The 15943-nt window shown below is 69.8% G+C and carries 15 protein-coding genes; 8 read left to right on the plus strand and 7 right to left on the minus strand.

What is annotated here, in order from left to right; all coding sequences use genetic code 11:
- Nucleotides 1–62 precede the first annotated feature (62 nt).
- The gene (locus tag DAERI_RS04665; RefSeq protein ID WP_103128254.1) at nucleotides 63–2210 is read left to right on the plus strand and encodes a hypothetical protein; all 2148 of its coding nucleotides are present in this window, start codon (nucleotides 63–65) and stop codon (nucleotides 2208–2210) included.
- Here the strand turns inward: DAERI_RS04665 and DAERI_RS04670 are convergent.
- The 4 genes from DAERI_RS04670 to DAERI_RS04685 form a co-directional block, all read right to left on the minus strand.
- Nucleotides 2207–3176 (minus strand): IS630 family transposase gene (locus DAERI_RS04670; RefSeq protein ID WP_103128255.1). Its coding sequence is split into 2 segments (ribosomal slippage): nucleotides 2207–2821 and nucleotides 2823–3176, totalling 969 coding nucleotides; the frame shifts between segments, so codons are not numbered across the junction. The genes DAERI_RS04665 and DAERI_RS04670 overlap by 4 nt on opposite strands.
- Nucleotides 3177–3638: 462 nt before the next feature.
- Nucleotides 3639–4001: a hypothetical protein gene (locus DAERI_RS04675; RefSeq protein ID WP_133161963.1), complete on the minus strand. Its 363-nt coding sequence runs from the start codon at nucleotides 3999–4001 to the stop codon at nucleotides 3639–3641.
- Between the two features lie 130 nt (nucleotides 4002–4131).
- Nucleotides 4132–4536 carry an HU family DNA-binding protein gene (locus DAERI_RS04680; RefSeq protein ID WP_501162149.1) on the minus strand — a complete coding sequence of 135 codons (405 nt, stop codon included), beginning with the start codon at nucleotides 4534–4536 and terminating at the stop codon, nucleotides 4132–4134.
- Between the two features lie 229 nt (nucleotides 4537–4765).
- Nucleotides 4766–5122: a TlpA family protein disulfide reductase gene (locus tag DAERI_RS04685; RefSeq protein ID WP_165794070.1), complete on the minus strand. Its 357-nt coding sequence runs from the start codon at nucleotides 5120–5122 to the stop codon at nucleotides 4766–4768.
- 345 nt (nucleotides 5123–5467) lie between these two features.
- On the opposite strand from DAERI_RS04685, the gene DAERI_RS04690 reads away from it, so the two are divergent.
- Nucleotides 5468–6457, plus strand: a complete 990-nt coding sequence (locus DAERI_RS04690; protein WP_103128258.1) for an AAA family ATPase — start codon at nucleotides 5468–5470, stop codon at nucleotides 6455–6457.
- A 33-nt stretch (nucleotides 6458–6490) separates the two neighbouring features.
- Nucleotides 6491–8965: a S8 family peptidase gene (locus tag DAERI_RS04695; protein ID WP_103128259.1), complete on the plus strand. Its 2475-nt coding sequence runs from the start codon at nucleotides 6491–6493 to the stop codon at nucleotides 8963–8965.
- A gap of 313 nt (nucleotides 8966–9278) precedes the next feature.
- Here DAERI_RS04695 and DAERI_RS22305 read toward each other — a convergent pair whose 3' ends face one another.
- From DAERI_RS22305 to DAERI_RS04705, 3 genes are all read right to left on the minus strand, one after another.
- Nucleotides 9279–9431, minus strand: coding sequence for a hypothetical protein (locus tag DAERI_RS22305; protein ID WP_164973351.1), 153 nt, complete (start codon nucleotides 9429–9431; stop codon nucleotides 9279–9281).
- Between the two features lie 123 nt (nucleotides 9432–9554).
- Nucleotides 9555–10778, minus strand: a complete 1224-nt coding sequence (locus DAERI_RS04700; protein ID WP_102124841.1) for an MFS transporter — start codon at nucleotides 10776–10778, stop codon at nucleotides 9555–9557.
- Entirely contained in the window at nucleotides 10775–11140 is a 366-nt protein-coding gene (locus DAERI_RS04705) for an ArsR/SmtB family transcription factor (protein WP_102124842.1), read from the minus strand. Before DAERI_RS04705 ends, DAERI_RS04700 begins: the two co-directional genes overlap by 4 nt.
- 54 nt (nucleotides 11141–11194) lie before the next feature.
- Between DAERI_RS04705 and DAERI_RS04710 the strand changes: the two genes are divergently transcribed.
- From DAERI_RS04710 to DAERI_RS21925, 5 genes are all read left to right on the plus strand, one after another.
- Nucleotides 11195–11470 (plus strand): hypothetical protein, encoded by a 276-nt coding sequence (locus DAERI_RS04710; RefSeq protein ID WP_103128260.1) that lies wholly within the window; start codon nucleotides 11195–11197, stop codon nucleotides 11468–11470.
- Nucleotides 11471–11762: 292 nt separating this feature from the next.
- A complete protein-coding gene (locus DAERI_RS04715) occupies nucleotides 11763–12218 on the plus strand; it encodes a hypothetical protein (RefSeq protein WP_129117592.1) in 456 nt (151 codons plus the stop codon).
- Nucleotides 12215–13006, plus strand: a complete 792-nt coding sequence (locus DAERI_RS04720; RefSeq protein WP_103128262.1) for a DUF4396 domain-containing protein — start codon at nucleotides 12215–12217, stop codon at nucleotides 13004–13006. The genes DAERI_RS04715 and DAERI_RS04720 overlap by 4 nt, the downstream gene beginning before the upstream one ends.
- Before the next feature lie 61 nt (nucleotides 13007–13067).
- On the plus strand, nucleotides 13068–14351 hold the full coding sequence (locus DAERI_RS04725) for a multicopper oxidase domain-containing protein (RefSeq protein WP_235610256.1): 1284 nt from the start codon (nucleotides 13068–13070) through the stop codon (nucleotides 14349–14351).
- 930 nt (nucleotides 14352–15281) lie between these two features.
- The gene (locus DAERI_RS21925; RefSeq protein WP_129117593.1) at nucleotides 15282–15866 is read left to right on the plus strand and encodes a hypothetical protein; all 585 of its coding nucleotides are present in this window, start codon (nucleotides 15282–15284) and stop codon (nucleotides 15864–15866) included.
- The last annotated feature ends 77 nt before the right edge of the window (nucleotides 15867–15943 follow it).

Here is a 15943-nt window from a genome sequence, read left to right on the forward strand (position 1 = left end):
GGCCCGCCAGGTTGTGCGTCACACCTGTGGTTGCCCCTTATTGCCTTCCCCCTGGAGGTGTCATGCGCGAAACGCTGCGGCTGAGTGACGCGCCCGAGTTCCACCGCATCCTGCGCGACTTCGCACTCCGACTGAACCGTGACCTGAGCGAGGAGGACCTCGTGCTTGCGAACGTCCGCGTCACGCTGCGGTACCACGACGGCCGGACGTTTCCCTATACGCTCGACCCGGAGAACTTCCGGGTGGAGGAGTACGACGAGCCGGTCCGGGCCGTCTCGCCGATCAACAACTCCAGCCAAGCGCGGCTGGTGGTCTACAGCATCCGCTCGGAAGACGGCACTTGGCACACGCCCATCGGGACCACCTGCATTCTGAAGGACATCCTGGGGCTGGACCCCCGGCAAACGAACGCGATGGAGACCGTCTTGCTGGACGCGGCGCACGAGGCGAAGCAGCGGAACCTGCTGCTCCGGCACGGGGACGACCTGCGCGGCTACGGCCAGGCGAACGGCCTGCACGAAGGCCTGATCACGCAGGCGTACCTCGACAGCCTGCGCGACGAGGACCCCATCCGCGAGCACCTGCAGCGGCTGCTCCACGCCCGCATCCCCCTGAACCGGGCCGGGCTCAAGGCGCTGAGGGACCACTCCCGCCGGGTGACGCTCGAGCAGGTCGAGGCGGCCCGGACCCGACCCGCCGTGCCGGAACCCGAGGCTCCTCTGCCCCGGCCCGCCCGGCCCGTAGCCCCCCTGCCGGTCGATGATGGCCGGCGTCTACTGGCCCGGGACGTCGTCGCGCATCTCCAGCCGCACGTGCCGATGCTGCTGGAGGCTCTGCCGCAGGCGATGCGGGCTGAGGTGGCCGACCTCCTTGCCGCCGAGGGAGAGCACGTGCCCTGCACCCGGGAGGTGCTGGCCGCGCTGCGGGAGGTCACCGGCGACCTACTGACCATGGTGGAGGTTCAGGAGCGGCGGGAACGCGGTTGCTCGTTCGGGGAGGTTACGCCCGAGTTGGTCTCCCGCTGGCCAGAGCTGGAGGCCCACCTGGAGGACTTGACGCCTCTGCAGAAGTCCCGCTGGCGACACCACCTGATCCAGGGGCAACTCACCGTCTACGAGCGGAGTTGCCTGCGGGAAGCGTGGAGCAACGTGCGGGCCAGTCAACCGGACCGGGGCGTCGCCCCGCTGCGCCCTGTTCAGGAGGACGTGCGGCTGGGGGAGCCCGAGCAGCGGCGCTGGTACGACCAGCGGGACCGGGTGCGGCTGCATCTGCGCCCCAAGCAGGCTCCCCTGCTGGAGCGGCTGAACCAGATGCGGCTCCGCCCGGAGGACCTCCCTGCCCTGGAGGAGGCCCGGCGGGCGGCGAAGGGAGCCAAGCTCACCCACACGCAGATCCAGGCCCTGCGCCTGCGCCCGGCCTTCGTCCGGGCGATGCCGGAAGCCCTGCAGGCCGACTTCGCGGTGGCGGTGCGGGACAACAACTTCCCCCCGCACCTCCGGGCGGCGCTGGAGGAAGCCGCCGAGCGGCTGAACCTGGACGCGGGCACGCTGACGCCGCCCCAGCTCGAAGGGGACGCACGGAAGGCCCTGCGCCTGGCCTGGGCGCAGCTCATGCCGGACCTGGGGCCCGACGAGGAGGCGCTGCGCCGGGCCCTGGACACCCACCGGTACACCGTGAAGCAGGCGGCCCGGTTGCGGGCGCTGGTGTCCACCCGGTTGCCGGAGACCGCATTGCCCGACGAGGACCGCGCGTACCTGCTGCGGAACCTGGCCGGGTGGCGGGGGCGATTCTCGGCCAACGACTTCCAGAGGATCCGGGAGGCGCTGGAGGGGCGGGCGTACACGCCCCGGTTGCTCGCCGCGCTGGACGGCTTGGTCGCCCGGCTGAAGGCGCAGGAGCAGGAGCGGCAGGCGAAAGCGGCGCGGGAGGCTGCGCAGGTGGCGGCACGTGCGGCGCAGCGGCGGCTCCAGGCGGCCCGGGAGCTGCACGAGCGACTGCTGTCCCGCTGGGGGGTTCTGCGTCCCCAGGACGCCAAGGTCATGCGGGCCCTCGACCCGGCGGTGCTGGTGGACGCGCTGCCCGAGACCTGTCAGGCGTTTCAGGACAACGGAGCGCGACTGACGCTCGACATGGAGCAGGCCGTGCGGACGTACCTGGCCGGGCAGGTGGCTGCGGCCGGGCAGGTGGCTGCGGCCGGGCAGGGGGACTAGAGCATTTGACACAAGAAGATATTTGGGAAGGCGTGGGTGAACCAGCCGAAGACATCGCGCAACGTCACGGCGTTGAGCGCAGTCCAGACGGCGTTGAGCAGAGTAGGCACCTCCCGCCACTCCCCGGCACGGACGAGGGCTTTGACCTTGGAGAACAGCATTTCGATGGGATTGAAGTCCGGGCTGTACGGCGGCAAGAACAGCACCGAGCAACCTTGGGCTTGGATGCGCGTCCGAACGGACGCGCGATGATGCGCCGACAGGTTATCCATCACCACCACCTGTCCAGGGGTGAGGGCTGGGCACAATACTTCCTGGACATACCACTCGAAGATCGGTCCGTTCACCGCGCCCTCGACCACGAGGGGAGCAAACGGACCCGTTGCCTGGACGGCGCAAATCAGCGTGTGATTGCGGCCCCAGTTGCGCGGCACCGCACACCGCACCCGACGGGTGCGGTGTGCTCGTCCGTAGGGGCGAGTCATGGCCGTGTTGAACCCACTCTCGTCGAGAAACACCAGCCGGGCAGGGGTCCGAAGGTACGGTGCCAAGTCGTTCAGGAACTGCTGGCGCCGTTCTTCACTTCGTTCGGAGGCGACCCGCGTTTTTTTTGTAGGTGATGCCGTGCCGCTGGAACACCCGGTCCACCGTGCGGTAGCTGATCCTCAGCCCCGTCTTGGCTTCCAGCTTGCGGGCATGTTCTTCCAACGAGGCGTCGGGGTCCTCCTCCAGCAACTGGAGCAGGACCTGTTCATGCTCGCTCTGCACCGTGCGACGACGTCCCGTGGGTCGCTTCACGGTCTTCAACGTCCCCGCGGCATGTTTCTTCAGATACAGCTCGACCGTCCCCACCCACACCTGGAACGTCTCGGCCACCCGCTGATGGTCTGGGTCCTTCAATGCCGCCGCCACGATCCGTTCTCGCAGGTCCACGCTGTACCCCCGCGCCCCCACCCGTTTCTCCATGCCGTTATTCTGTCAAATGCTCTAGTCCTCCCCGAAGCTGTCGAGGAAGGCCTCCAGCTCGTCGTCGATGTTGAGGGCCTCAATCTTGGGAGGGGACCCGTGCGAGGAGCGTCACAGGAGCGCGCGGAGGGTCTTCGTGTGAGGCACCGGCAGGTCACACGCCCGGCAGGCCGCCTGAATCTCCTGGAGGACCACCCGCGAGGGCCGCGCCCCCCCGGACGGGTCCGTCTGCTGTGCTGCTGGGCCGCTTCGATCAGGGCGGGCGCCGCTAGGCCCAGCACGTCACGCGTCCGGGCCTCGCGGGGGAGCAGGCCACGAAAGCCCCCGCCCTGTTCATACGCCTGGATCCAGCGGTCCAGAGAGAAGGCGGGCAGGTCCCATTCGAACGCGCGCGCGAAACGCCGCCCGGGTATTGCTTCTGAGCCCCAGCGGGAGGAGAGGCTGAATTACCTGCAGCTGAATCTACGCGCGTTGCACCGCCTGAAGCTCGGTGGGCAGCGCCGGGTTGTGGCGAATCCTGGTGGGACCCTGAGGCCACTGCCACCCGCAGGCCTCCAGCACCGCGCGGGCCTGGTGAAAGGCCAGCTCGTCCACCACGTTCAGCCGCAGGAGGGCCAGCGAGGCCCGCTCCTCCGGGGAGTGGAACGCCGCCTCAACCGTGGAAGGCCCCAGCGGCAGCCAGACTCCCTCGTCGACCCGCGGGAGAGGGGCATCCTGCAGCAGCAGGTGGTAGAGCTGGTGGGCACCGGAGGGCGGTTCCGGTTCCTGAGGCGTGCCTACCAGGTCCAGCATGGACACCGGCACCAGCCAGAGGTCGAGCATCAAGCCGCAGGTCTACAAGGGAGGAGTTGGCGTGCGGGAAGGCTAGTTGCGGGGGGGTCTCAAGGATTCACGTGCCCATGCAAAAGCGGAGGAGTGGGGACCGCGGCCCCCACCCCTCTGCCCCAGCGGTGGATTACAGCGCGCCCTTGAGCTGCGTCGCCACCTTGAAGGCGACCTTCCGGCCCGCGGGGATCTGGATGCGCTCGGAGGTGCCGGGGCGCACGCCGGTGCGGGCGGCAGTCTGCTTCACGCTGAGCGTGCCCAGGCCGGGCAACCCCACGCTCTGCCCCTGGCGGAGGGCCTCGACGATGGCGTCCATGGCCGCGTTGACCGCCTGGGCCGCCTGCTTCCTCGTCAGGCCGCTCTTCTCCGCCACCTGCTCCACGAGCTGCGTCTTGGCGACCTTGCCGCCGCGCCCGGTGGTCACCTCGGCGGCGGGCGCGGGCTGCTCGGCCTCGGCGGCGCCGCGTTTCGGGGCTTTGGCGGCAGCAGGCTTCTTGGCCGGGGCCTTCGTCGACTTTTTCGTCATGCTCCGCATCGTGCCTGCCGGACGGCAGAAAGGCAAGCGGGTGTCAGGCCACGCTGGATGACCAACCCCCTCCCGCCGACCCCTGCCCCCAGATCAGAGGGCTCTTCCCCGGCCGCTGGCCCGGGACGCCGCGGGGGGGCTGCCACGACCGCCGCTCCATCCCCGGAGACGCCGGTCCGTGGCGCCTCACCGGGCTCCGCCCCCCGACCCTGGGCCCGGAGAGCGACGCACCTCTGCCTCACAACAGGCCTTGCAGGTCGCGCACCAGGGTGGACTCGTCGAGGCGTGCGTGAACCACATTCCGCACCCGGCCGCGCCGGTCGATGAACACGGTTGTGGGGAGCGTCGCGTGGTACTCATGGAAGATCACCACCCCCGGATCGCGACCGGTCAGGACGCCGAAAAGGAAGGGCGCGTCGTAGCAGGCGAGGTCAAGCGGCGTGACGTGCGCGTGCAGGCTGATCACGGTCAGGTCACGGTCGACATACTCGTCCTGGTAGAGCCGCAGCAACTGGTCGTTGTCCCGGCACACCGCACAGTGCACGTCCCTGAAGAGGATGATCACCGCCTGCCCGCGCAGGGCCGAGAGTCGCACGGCCTGACCGTCGATGGTCTAAACCGCGAAGTCGGGGGCCAGCGGGCCCGGAGGACCCCCGCCGCCCGCCAGAGCACACGTGAACAGAGTGAGGACGACCATCCAGGTGATCCGCCGCATGCCCATGTCTCCCCCCGCCGCGCTTGACCTGGAGTGTACCGGTTGGGCGTCGGGGGCGGTGGGCCGAGGATGAGGAGACCCGGCTCGGTGGCCCCGGGGGAACCTCGACGTCGGGGTCCTCCCGCCCTCTTCCACTGATATAACCGGGACATCTTCAGACGCGGTCTCACGTACCCTGAGCAGCAGGGATGCAGGTCCGCTGACCCCTTTTGCCCCGGAGGCCCCATGAGTACCTCGAACCACGTTCTCGCGCTTGTGAAAAGCCACGTCGACCGGGACGACCAGCAGTTCCTGTCGGTGGCCTTGCAGGTCGCGGCACGCGAGGCCAGGCAGGGACACGGCCACGTGGCGCAGGAACTCCGGAAGCTGATCGACCTCGCCCGCTCGCGGGAGGGCCTCCCGCCGCCAGCTTCCCCCTCCCCGCTGGTGTTTCAGCCGCTGCCGCCCAAGGGGGAACTGGCCTCCCTGCTGTCGGTGTCGCACCCGCGCCAGCGGCTCAAGGACCTGGTCCTGCCCGATGAGACGGCCGGACGCCTGGAGCGGGTGATTCACGAGTACGTGCAGCAGGAACGGCTGCGGGCCTTCGGGCTGACCCCGCGGCGCAAGATTTTGATGATCGGCCCGCCCGGCAGTGGCAAGACGCTGACCGCGCACGCCCTGGCCGGCGAACTGGGGTTGCCGCTCATGACCCTGCTGCTCGAGGGGGTCATCACGAAGTTCATGGGGGAGACGGCGGCGAAACTGCGGACGGTCTTCGAGGCGATGGGCACGATGAGGGGCGTCTACTTCTTCGACGAGTTCGACGCCATCGGCGCAAAACGCAGTGCGGGCAACGACGTGGGGGAGATTCGGCGCGTCCTGAACTCGTTCCTCCAGTTTCTCGAGCAGGACACCTCCACGAGTCTGATCGTCGCGGCCACCAACCACCCGGAACTCCTCGACCCGGCCCTCTTCCGCCGCTTCGACGACGTGATCGAGTACCAGCTGCCCACCCCGGCGGTCATCACCCGCATCCTGAAGAACAAGCTGGCCCGGTTCGCGCCCCCCAAATTCTCCTGGTCGAAGCTGGCTGCCGCCGCCGAGGGGCTGAGCCACGCCGAGGTGGCCCGGGCGGCGGAGGAGGCCGCGAAGACGGCCATTCTGGGTGGGCGCGAGCAGATCGGGGGCACGGAACTGCTCGCGGCGATTGAGGAACGCAAACTTGCTCGCCGCTGACGTGCCGAGCCGCTAAGATGCGGGTCATCCCGCATGACTGAACCGCGACGCGATCTGAACCACCTCTACCTGGAGGGTCCCGGGCAAGCCACACGGTACGAGGTGCAGGGCAACGTCAGGGCGCACATCACGCCGCGCGACGACCGTGCCGCGCACGCAGCGGCCCTGGCGGGTCAGCTCGCGCTGGCCAGGCAGGCACTCTCGGGCCTGCCCCGGGACCCCGCGTTCCCCGAGGGGCCGCAGGGGCAGTACCTCGACTTCGAACTGACGGGGCGTGACGCGGACAAAGCTCTCCTGCAACGGCTGGAGGGTCGGCAACAGGGCATCGAGGTGGCCTCGGTCCGGCGGGACCCGGCGACGAACCGCGTGATTGCGACGGTCGTCGTGCCGGAAACGGCGGCCGGGACCTATGACCGCCGAATCCACGAGTACGCCAGCCAGGACACTCCCGGCGGCCAGCCCAAACGCGCGTCCCTGGTGACGAACATCGAGGGGATCCGGCACGCCGCCCTGCGCTCCATCTTCGTCGGGGACGCCGCGTCGCTGCCCGGGCCGGGGGCGGCCGTGTGGTGGGAGGTCTGGGTCCGGCAGGGCGCGGCCGAGGAGTTCCGTCAGGTCGCGCGGCGGGTGGAACTCACCGTGGCCGAGGAGAGCCTGAGCTTCCCGGACCGGGAGGTGCTGCTCGTGCACGGCTCCTTCGACGCGCTCAGCCGGATCTTCCTCCACACGGTCGTGATGGCGGAGTTGCGCCTGTCGCGTGACACGCCGGACGTGTTCGTGCGCATGAACAATGCCGAGCAGGCCCAGTGGGTGGACGAGGCCGCCACGCGTCTTCTGCCCCCCGACGCGTCGGTGCAGACGGCCGTCCTGCTGCTCGACAGCGGCGTCACGCGGCCCCACCCCCTGATCGCCACGCACCTGCACCCGAACGACTGGCAGACCTGGCACCCCCACTGGGGACCGGACGACTCCGGGTGGGACGGGCACGGCACCGCCATGTCGGGGCTGATCCTGCACGGGGACGTCCTCGCCTTTCTGCTGTCGAGCGCGGCGGCGAGGCTCAGTCACCGGCTGGAGTCCGTGAAGATCCTGCCCCCGGCCGGGCACAACCCCCACCACCTCTACGGGCGCATCACCCAGGACGCGGTGCGGCAGATGGAGGGGACCAACCCCGAGCGGCAGCGCGTCATCTGCCTGGCGGTGACGGCGACCTTCGACGTGAACCGGGGTCGGCCCACGGCCTGGTCCGCCGCCCTCGACCAGCTCACGTCCGGGGGCGGTGACGAGCCCCAGCGCCTCGCGGTGGTGGCGGCCGGGAACAACACGCCCGCGGTTCCCGACCTGTTGAGCGACTACCTGGGGTCGGCCGACACCGCGCAGGTGCACAGCCCCGCCCAGGCGTGGAACGTCCTGACCGTGGGGGCGTACACCGACAAGACCAATCTGCTCGACCCTCGGTACACGGGATGGTGGCCGGTGGCGCCCGGGGGGGACCTGTCCCCGACCAGCAGCACGTCCGTGCTCTGGCAGGAACAGTGGCCCATCAAGCCGGAGATCGTGATGGAAGGCGGCAACCTGATCGTGAACGGGGGCACCTTCGATGCCAAGCACCCGGACGTCCGGTTGCTCACGGCGGATTTCGACCTCACGACGGGGCACCTGCGGGACTTCGGGGACACGAGTGCGGCGTCGGCGCTGGGGGCGCGCATGGCGGCCCAACTCGCGGCGGAGTTCCCGCACTACTGGCCGGAGACGATCCGGGCGCTGATGGTGCACTCCGCCGAGTGGACGCCCGCCATGCAGGCGCGCCTGGCCGGGTCCCGCCGCCTGGATGTCCGGAACCTCCTGCGTCGGTACGGGTACGGCGTCCCCCAGCTGGAGCGGGCCCGCCGCAGCGCGCGGAACGACCTCACGCTGGTCGTCCAGGACGCCCTGCGCCCGTTTGAGGCGGTGGGCAGCCGAACCCGGATGAACGAGATGCACCTGCACCGCTTCCCCTGGTCGGCCATCGACACGGCGGCGCTGGAGGGCCTGGACCTTGAGATGCGCGTCACGCTGTCGTACTTCGTGGAACCCAATCCGAGTGAACGCGGCTACGCCCAGCGGTTCCGCTACGCCTCGCACGGCCTGAGGTTTGCAGTGAAAGGCCCGCTGGAGACCGAGGCGGACTTCAAGGCCCGCATTCAGCGTGAGAGCCTGCCCAACGAGGGGAGCAGCATCCGGGACGCGGGCAACGATCATTGGGCGTTCGGCCCCAGACTCCGGACCTCCGGTTCGATTCACTCGGACCGCTGGCGCGGGGACATCACGACCCTGCAAGCTTGTGAGGCGGTGCTGGTCTACCCTGTCAGCGGGTGGTGGCGCGAGAAACGGGGCGGCACCCCGCCGTACGTGGACCGCGACGCGCGGTACGCCCTGATCGTGAGCCTGCGGGCCGTGGAGGCGGACGTCGACATCTACACGCCCATCGCCACGGCCCTGAGTATCCCCGTGGAGACTACGGTGTGACCGCTGGGGACCCGACTATCAGGTCGACGTGGAGCGGGACCGGTGGTTTCCCCGGTTGCACCAGGGCGGGCCGTCGGGGTCAACCCGCCTCCTCCGCTGGTTGGGTCGGGAGCGGCCTCAGGCGAGCGGCCAGTTTCCCACCGGGTTCTGCCCATTGAAGCAGGGCTCACAAGGTCGGTGCGGGCTCTGCCCCACCGCTTCAGGTCCCCGTCACGCCCGGAGCGCCGAAGGAAGCGGGGAGAGGGCCTTCCCTGTTCAGGCCGCCCCTTCGCGCGGTGTTCTCCGCCGGGCCGGGGCGCACCTGCTGCGGGGCTCAGCCCTCGATCAGGCCGTTCTCGATGGCGAACCGGTCGTCCTGCTCGTCCAGCTCCGCTTCCCGGCCCTCGTTCACCAGGCGTTGAATGCGGGCGGCGCGGTCTTCCTGGGCCGTCTGTTCGGACTGGCCGGTGCGGTCGGGTTGGGTCATCGTTCCAGTGCAGCAGGCCTGCGTGAAGGCCACCGGCCAGCGGTCTCAAGGGCGGCTGAAGTTGGCCCATGACGCCCGCCCGGGAGCGTGCCTCCGGACGGGCGCCGGGCCGGGCGTCTCCTTTCAATCGGTCGAGGAACTCGGCTTGGCCGCAGGACTCGGCGTGCCGCGGGAGAGGAGGGACACGGCGGCCAGGATCACCAGGGCCAGCAGCCCGCCGTACAGGAAGGCGTGGTCGGGCAGTCGCGCGCTCAGGAGGCTCGCCACCGGGTACGAAAAGGCCCACCACAGGTGACTCCACGCGAAGTGCGCCCCGTACACCCGCCCCTGCGCCGCCTCCTCGGTGCGTTCGGCCAGCAGCGTCTCGGTCGGCAGGTTCACCCAGTTCTGCCCCACCCCCGCCACCAGCCACAGGATCATCAGCGGCGCCAGGCCCACCACGTCCCCCGGCAGGATCGCCAGCGAGGTCAGCAGCGCCCCCGCCAGGATGAAGGTCGTCCTCGGCACCCGCCGCCCCGCCGCCCCCACCGCCAGCGAGGCGACCGTCGCCCCCAGGCCGTAGAGCGCCATCACCCAGCCGTACTGCGCCTCGCCGAGATTCAGCCCTCCCTGCACCCGCACCACCGTCACGACCAGGATCAGCGCGCCCGCGACCGCCGCCACCAGTTCCATCAGGAGCGCGAAGCGGACCGGCGCGTCCCGCCACAGCCGGGCCGTGCCGTCCCGCACGTCCGCGAGGGTGCTGCGCTCCACCTCCCCCCGCCCCGCCCGCAGGCTGGGCAGGGTGAGCACCAGCAGGCCCGCCAGCACAAAGGACGCCGCGTCGAAGAAGAACAGACTGCGCCCCCCCACGAAGGCGGCCAGGACCCCGGCCAGCCCGGGGCCGACGATGCCCAGCAACTCGGTCGTCGCGCTGGAGAGCGCGAAGGCGGGGCCCGCGTCCTCGCGCCCAACCACCAGCGGCACGGTGGCCTGGTTGGTGGGGGTGAAGAAGGCCGTCAGGCTGTTGAGCAGGAACATCAGGACGTAGACCTGCCACACTTCCCCCACGAAGGGCATCAGGCCGATCACGACCGCGCGGGCGAAGTGGCAGCCCACCAGGATGGTCCGGCGTTCCAGGCGGTCGGCGAGCACCCCGGCGAGCGGGGAGAACAGCACGAAGGCGGTCACGCGCAGGGTGAGGGCTGTGCCCAGCACGACGGCGGCGTCCTTCTCGGCGAGCTGGTAGGCCAGCAGGGCGAGCGCGACCCAGGTGAAGGCGTCGCCGATCTGGCTGATCGTCTGGGCGGCGTAGAGCCGGGCAAAGCGGGCGTTGCGCAGCGCGGAGAATGGGGCCAGGGCGTTCACTGGACGCTTCCCATCACCGTCTCGGTGCCGGGGTGGTCGGGGAGGCCGAGGCGTTCGTGCTGGGCGTGGGAGAAGGCCTCCTGCAGGAGGCGGGCGACGTGCCCGTCGGCGAGGTGGTAGTACACGCTGGTCGTCTCGCGGCGGGTCCTGACCAGCTCGGCGCTCCGCAAGAGGGCGAGGTGGCGGCTGACGGTGCTTTGGGGGACGCCCAGGGCCTCGACGAGCTGGCCGACATTGCGCTCGCCGTCCCTGAGCAGCAGCAGCAGTTGGACCCGCAGGGGTTCGGACAGGGCCTTGAACACTGCGGTGACCCGGCTCAGGTCCTCCGGGTGGGCCGGGCTGGGAATGGCGTGGCGGTGCATGCTGCTATCCTAACATCCGTGCTTCCGAATATCCGAAAATTAGAAACCTGCTCCGTGACGGTTCGCGTTCCCCCCGCCCAGATCGTGGGGCAGGTCACTCGCAGCGACGACCCGCGCCTGCCGGTCGGCATGTCGGTGGGCCTGCGGCTGGCCGACTTCGAGGGCATCTCCGAGCCCAGCGTCACCGTGGAGGGGGTCACCCGTCCCATCGTGATGCTCGCCCTCGACCGCCTTCCTGACGGGAGCCAGGACGTGACCTTCGAGCTGTTGGAGGCGTCCTCTTCCTCCCCAGAGCCGGGCGGGAACGGTCCCGACGACCCAGGACCGTGACCGGTCTCCCCCCGATCGTCGGGGCCGGTCCGTTCAAGTCGGCGTGTGGCTCCGAACCTCATGGACCAGCGCCCTGGCCCACCCGGTCAGCCGGGGTGGACACCCCGGCTGGTGAAGCGTGGAGAATGGCCTGCCCCGGCTGGTGGACTCCCCTGCTCGATGACCAGGAGCCGCGCGGGTCGAAGGGTTGACCCTGGGGAACGCCGGGCGTGTGGGAGCGAACTTCCAGGCCACCCCGGCCGGGTTACACGAACTTAACACCTCGCGCCTAGCCTTGCGCCAGGAGGTGGAGATGAACTGCCGACGACCCATCCCCGCGCCCGCGCCCACCCAGAGTGCGGCCGTGACCCATCCCGGCGCCGCGACACGCCGCGTCCCCGCTGGTGCCCAGTGGCGGCGGGCGGCCCGGATGCTCCAGGCCCGGCCCGCCCGCCAGGAGTTCGCCCTGACCCGCTCCCCCATCCGGGATGAGGGCGAGACGCCAGGCCCCCGACACTTCGTGCCCGGACACCGGACCCCCGGCGATCCCATCCTGCCGCCGGGCAGCCATGCCGCGCGCGGGACGTCCTGCCGCCCCGCGCGGGCGCTCGCCCGCTTCGGGGGCGCCCCTCTCCGCAGGCAGCCTGGCGGCAGGAACCCCTGGATGATCGCGGGCGACACCTCCAGGCACCGGATGGAGGGGGTGAAGGGCCGGTCCGTTCCACGGGCCCGCGTCTTCTCCACGTCCAAGTTCCGGGGGCGGGCATGACTCCCGCCGCGACCGGTTGGGCGACCATCGACGTCATCCTCGCGGTGTGGTTCGGGCTGACCGCGCTGTCGGCGGCCTACGTCGCCTGGGACGCCTTCACCCGCAACCCGGAGATGAGGGTCATGAAGTGGGGCTGGTTGCTCGTCACCCTCTACACCGGCCCGGTGGGCGCGGCGCTCTACATCCTGTCCTGCCAGGAACCGGCTCCTGGCACCCACGAGACCTTCGTCCAGCCCCTGTGGAAGCAGAGTGTGGGCTCGAGCATCCACTGCCTGGCGGGGGACGCGACCGGCATCATCCTGGCCGCCGCGATCACGACGACCCTGGGCTTGCCGATGTGGCTGGACGTGATCAGCGAGTACGTGTTCGGCTTCCTGTTCGGGCTGCTGATCTTCCAGGCGCTCTTTATGCGGGACATGCTGGGCGGCTCGTACCTGCGGGCGGTGCGGCGCTCGTTCCTGCCGGAGTGGGTCTCGATGAACGCGGTGATGGCGGGCATGGTGCCGGTGATGGTGATCCTGATGAGCCGCGACATGACGGCGATGGAACCCACCTCGCTGCGCTTCTGGGGGGTGATGTCCCTGGCGACCCTGGTGGGCTTCGCCGTGGCCTACCCGGTCAACGTCTGGCTGGTGGCGAGCGGTCTCAAGCACGGCATGGGCACGGTGCGGGCCCTGGGTCGGGGCGGACACGACCTCGCCGCCGAGGAGCGCCTGATCGAGCGCACCACCGGTGAGGTGCCCGCGCCAGGCGCCTCCACCGCCCACCATTCCATGAAAGGCATGTGACATGAACGACCAGCCAGATCCTCGGAAGTCCACGCCGTCCCCGGACCACGGCGGTATGGACATGACGCCCAAGGTGTCGCGTCCCCAGATCGCGGCCGTGACCATCCTGAGCGTACTCGCCCTGGCGGCGGGCGTCGGTCTGGCGGCCGCCTTCGGCGACCTGAGCATGAGCGCCCGCGAGATGAACATGCCGGGCCAGAACATGCCCGGGATGGACATGAGCGGGAACACCTCCGGAATGCCGAGCATGCCCGGGATGAACATGGGCGGGGGCAACGCGAACACGGGCCCGGCCGCCCAGACGCCCACCCCCGTGGGCGAGCTGCCCGCCACGCCCCTCCAGACGCCCACCCGGATGGGTGACCTGGTGATGCCGCCCGGCATGATCATGACGAAGACGATGAACATGGAGGCGATGCGGGACATGGCCGCAGTGGACCTCACCCGGGTCCGGTTCACGGCCCCCGCGAACGCCCGGGGAGACCGGACCCTCACGCCGCAGGTGGTGGGCGGGGTGAAGGTGTTCAACTTCGAGACCTCGCTGATCCGCTGGAACATCCTGAAGGACGTGCAGGTGGCGGCCTACGCCGTGAACCGCCAGGTGCCCGGGCCGCGCCTGGAACTCACCCAGGGCGACCGGGTGCGGATCAACGTCAAGAACAGCCTGCCGGAGAGCACGACGATCCACTGGCACGGCCTGATCGTGCCAAACAGCATGGACGGCCCGGCGGACGTGACCCAGGGGCCCATCGCGCCCGGCGAGACCTTCACGTACGAGTTCACCGTGCGGCAGGCGGGGACGTACTTCTACCACTCGCACAAGAACCCCGACCGCCAGCAGGGCCTGGGGCTGTACGGGGCGCTGCTCGTGAAGCCGAACAACGCGGCGGGCGAGCCGAAGGCGGACCTCGACTCCACGGTGCAGTTGCAGGAGTGGCTCAAGCGCGAGGGCTACACCTTCCCGGCGATGATCATGGAGGGCGCGCTGCCCAACTTCTTCACCATCAACGGCAAGGCGTACCCGGAAACCGACACCCTCCGCATGAAGGTCGGCCAGACGGTGAGGCTGCGTTTCGTCGGCAGCAACAACAACTTCGTGCACCCCATGCATGTGCACGGCGGCCCCTTCGAGGTCGTGGCGCGCGACGGGGAGACCTTGAAGGAAAGCGCGCGCTACCTCGCAGACACGGTGAACGTCGGCCCCGGGCAGCGCTACGACGTGATCTGGAAGGCCCGGGAGAAGGGCACCTGGCTGATCCACTGCCACATTCCGCACCACACGACGAACGACAACGTCGAGGTGCAGGGGGGCGGGGGGCTCACCATGCAGATTCAGGTGTCCTGAGCCGCAGCCAGGTGCGGGGAGCGGGCGGGAGCGTATGAACGCCCGTCCCCCCTGTCCGCTGAGAAAGTCTGGACTGGACAGCCGTGAACCTGGAGGCGCTGACATGGAAGTGGCCCACCCGTCATTGAGGTTCGGCGGGGTTGAGGACACTCTGCCTGGACAGGTGGTTCTCCCACCCTCATGTCCACTGTCACGAACAGGTGAGGCTTTTCCCGTGCTGCCCTGGCCGGAAGGACCTGCATGACCGAGCACTTGATGATGTCGGGGACAACGAGCCCGGGTCGCCCTGAAACTCAGCGGCGCGAGGTCAGCGTCGCCGCAGGCGGCCAGGAGGACCTGAATTTCCTGGGCCGCCGCAGCGGCCACGCCGGGCGACCGGAGGGGCAATTTAGCTTGGTGCTGCTCGACCTCCACATGCCCCGGGTCAACAGACATGAACAGCTGTACACCATGCACGGGGGTAAGGCGCTCCGGGGTGTGCCGGTGGTGGTCACGCCCTTGAAGCTGCCCCAGGACCGGTGGGCCAGCGAGGCCCGTGGCGCCGCGGACTCCGTGATCCAGCCGGAGGAGTTCGGGGAGTTTGATGCGGCAGTCAGCCGGCCCGGTCGGCAGGGGTTGGGGGTGGGGCCGTCCGCATCGCCGGAGGGGCCGTCTCCCAGGTCCACTTGCTTGGGGCGGGACCCCCCCCGTATTCCCCTGACTTCCCTCCCCATTCCGCTCATCCCGGAGGTCTTCATGGAAGCCCTGGAACGTGAATTGCGCCGCCGCCTGCTTCTGGGTCCCTTCCGCCACGGTGCCACAGAGACCCGCTATGTCGGGCGGCTTCCGCCCGGCTTCCACCTCCCCCTCCCAGCCGGTTCACGGGTCCTGGGCAGCACCCAGTGGTCCCGGATTCCCCGGTCCGGGGGCTTGCCAGGGAGGCACACCCGGGTGCTCCTCGACGCTGAACTGCCCCTGCTCTCGTGCCTCGGGCAGTGGCGTGACCTACTGCGGCTCACCGGCTGGGAGGAAGACCGCTTGCCGGGGTTCCCGGCAGGCGGGTTTCTCCCAGCACTCCTCCCCGAACACCTCCACTGCTCCTCGAGGGAACAGCACCTCTCCCTGCGGGTCACCGCCCGGGAGGTGGACGGGGTGACGTGGGTGACCCTCGACGCCTCTCCCACGCTCCCGGAACAACGCGCCGTTCGGTTGGCCTGTTGCCAGGAAAGGTGGGGACCCCCGGTTCGCCTGCGCGTCCCCAGTGGAACGACGGTGGAACCCCTGGGCGGGGGTGGGAGCGGCGGACGGTGGCACCATGCCGCCGTGCTCGGCGCGGAGAGGACGGCGGCAGCCCTCTTCGACCACTTCTCGCCGCAACTGGCCGAGCAGGGCTGGACCGAAGTCAGCCGGACGACGGACAGTCCCATGAGCGTGGGAAGTTGGTTCAGGGTGCGTGGCGGCCCGGGTGCGCTGCTGCTGTTCCTGGAGCTGGTGGAGGCGAAGTACGACGCGACGCTCAAGGTCATCCGGTCCTGAACACCTTGTCCGCAGCTTGAGCGTGGCCGGTGGCTGCGCTGCCCATGCGGCGCCGCGTTTCTCCGGGACCAAGCCGC

The sequence above is a fragment of the Deinococcus aerius genome (genome assembly GCF_002897375.1).
Taxonomy (GTDB): Bacteria; Deinococcota; Deinococci; order Deinococcales; family Deinococcaceae; genus Deinococcus; species Deinococcus aerius.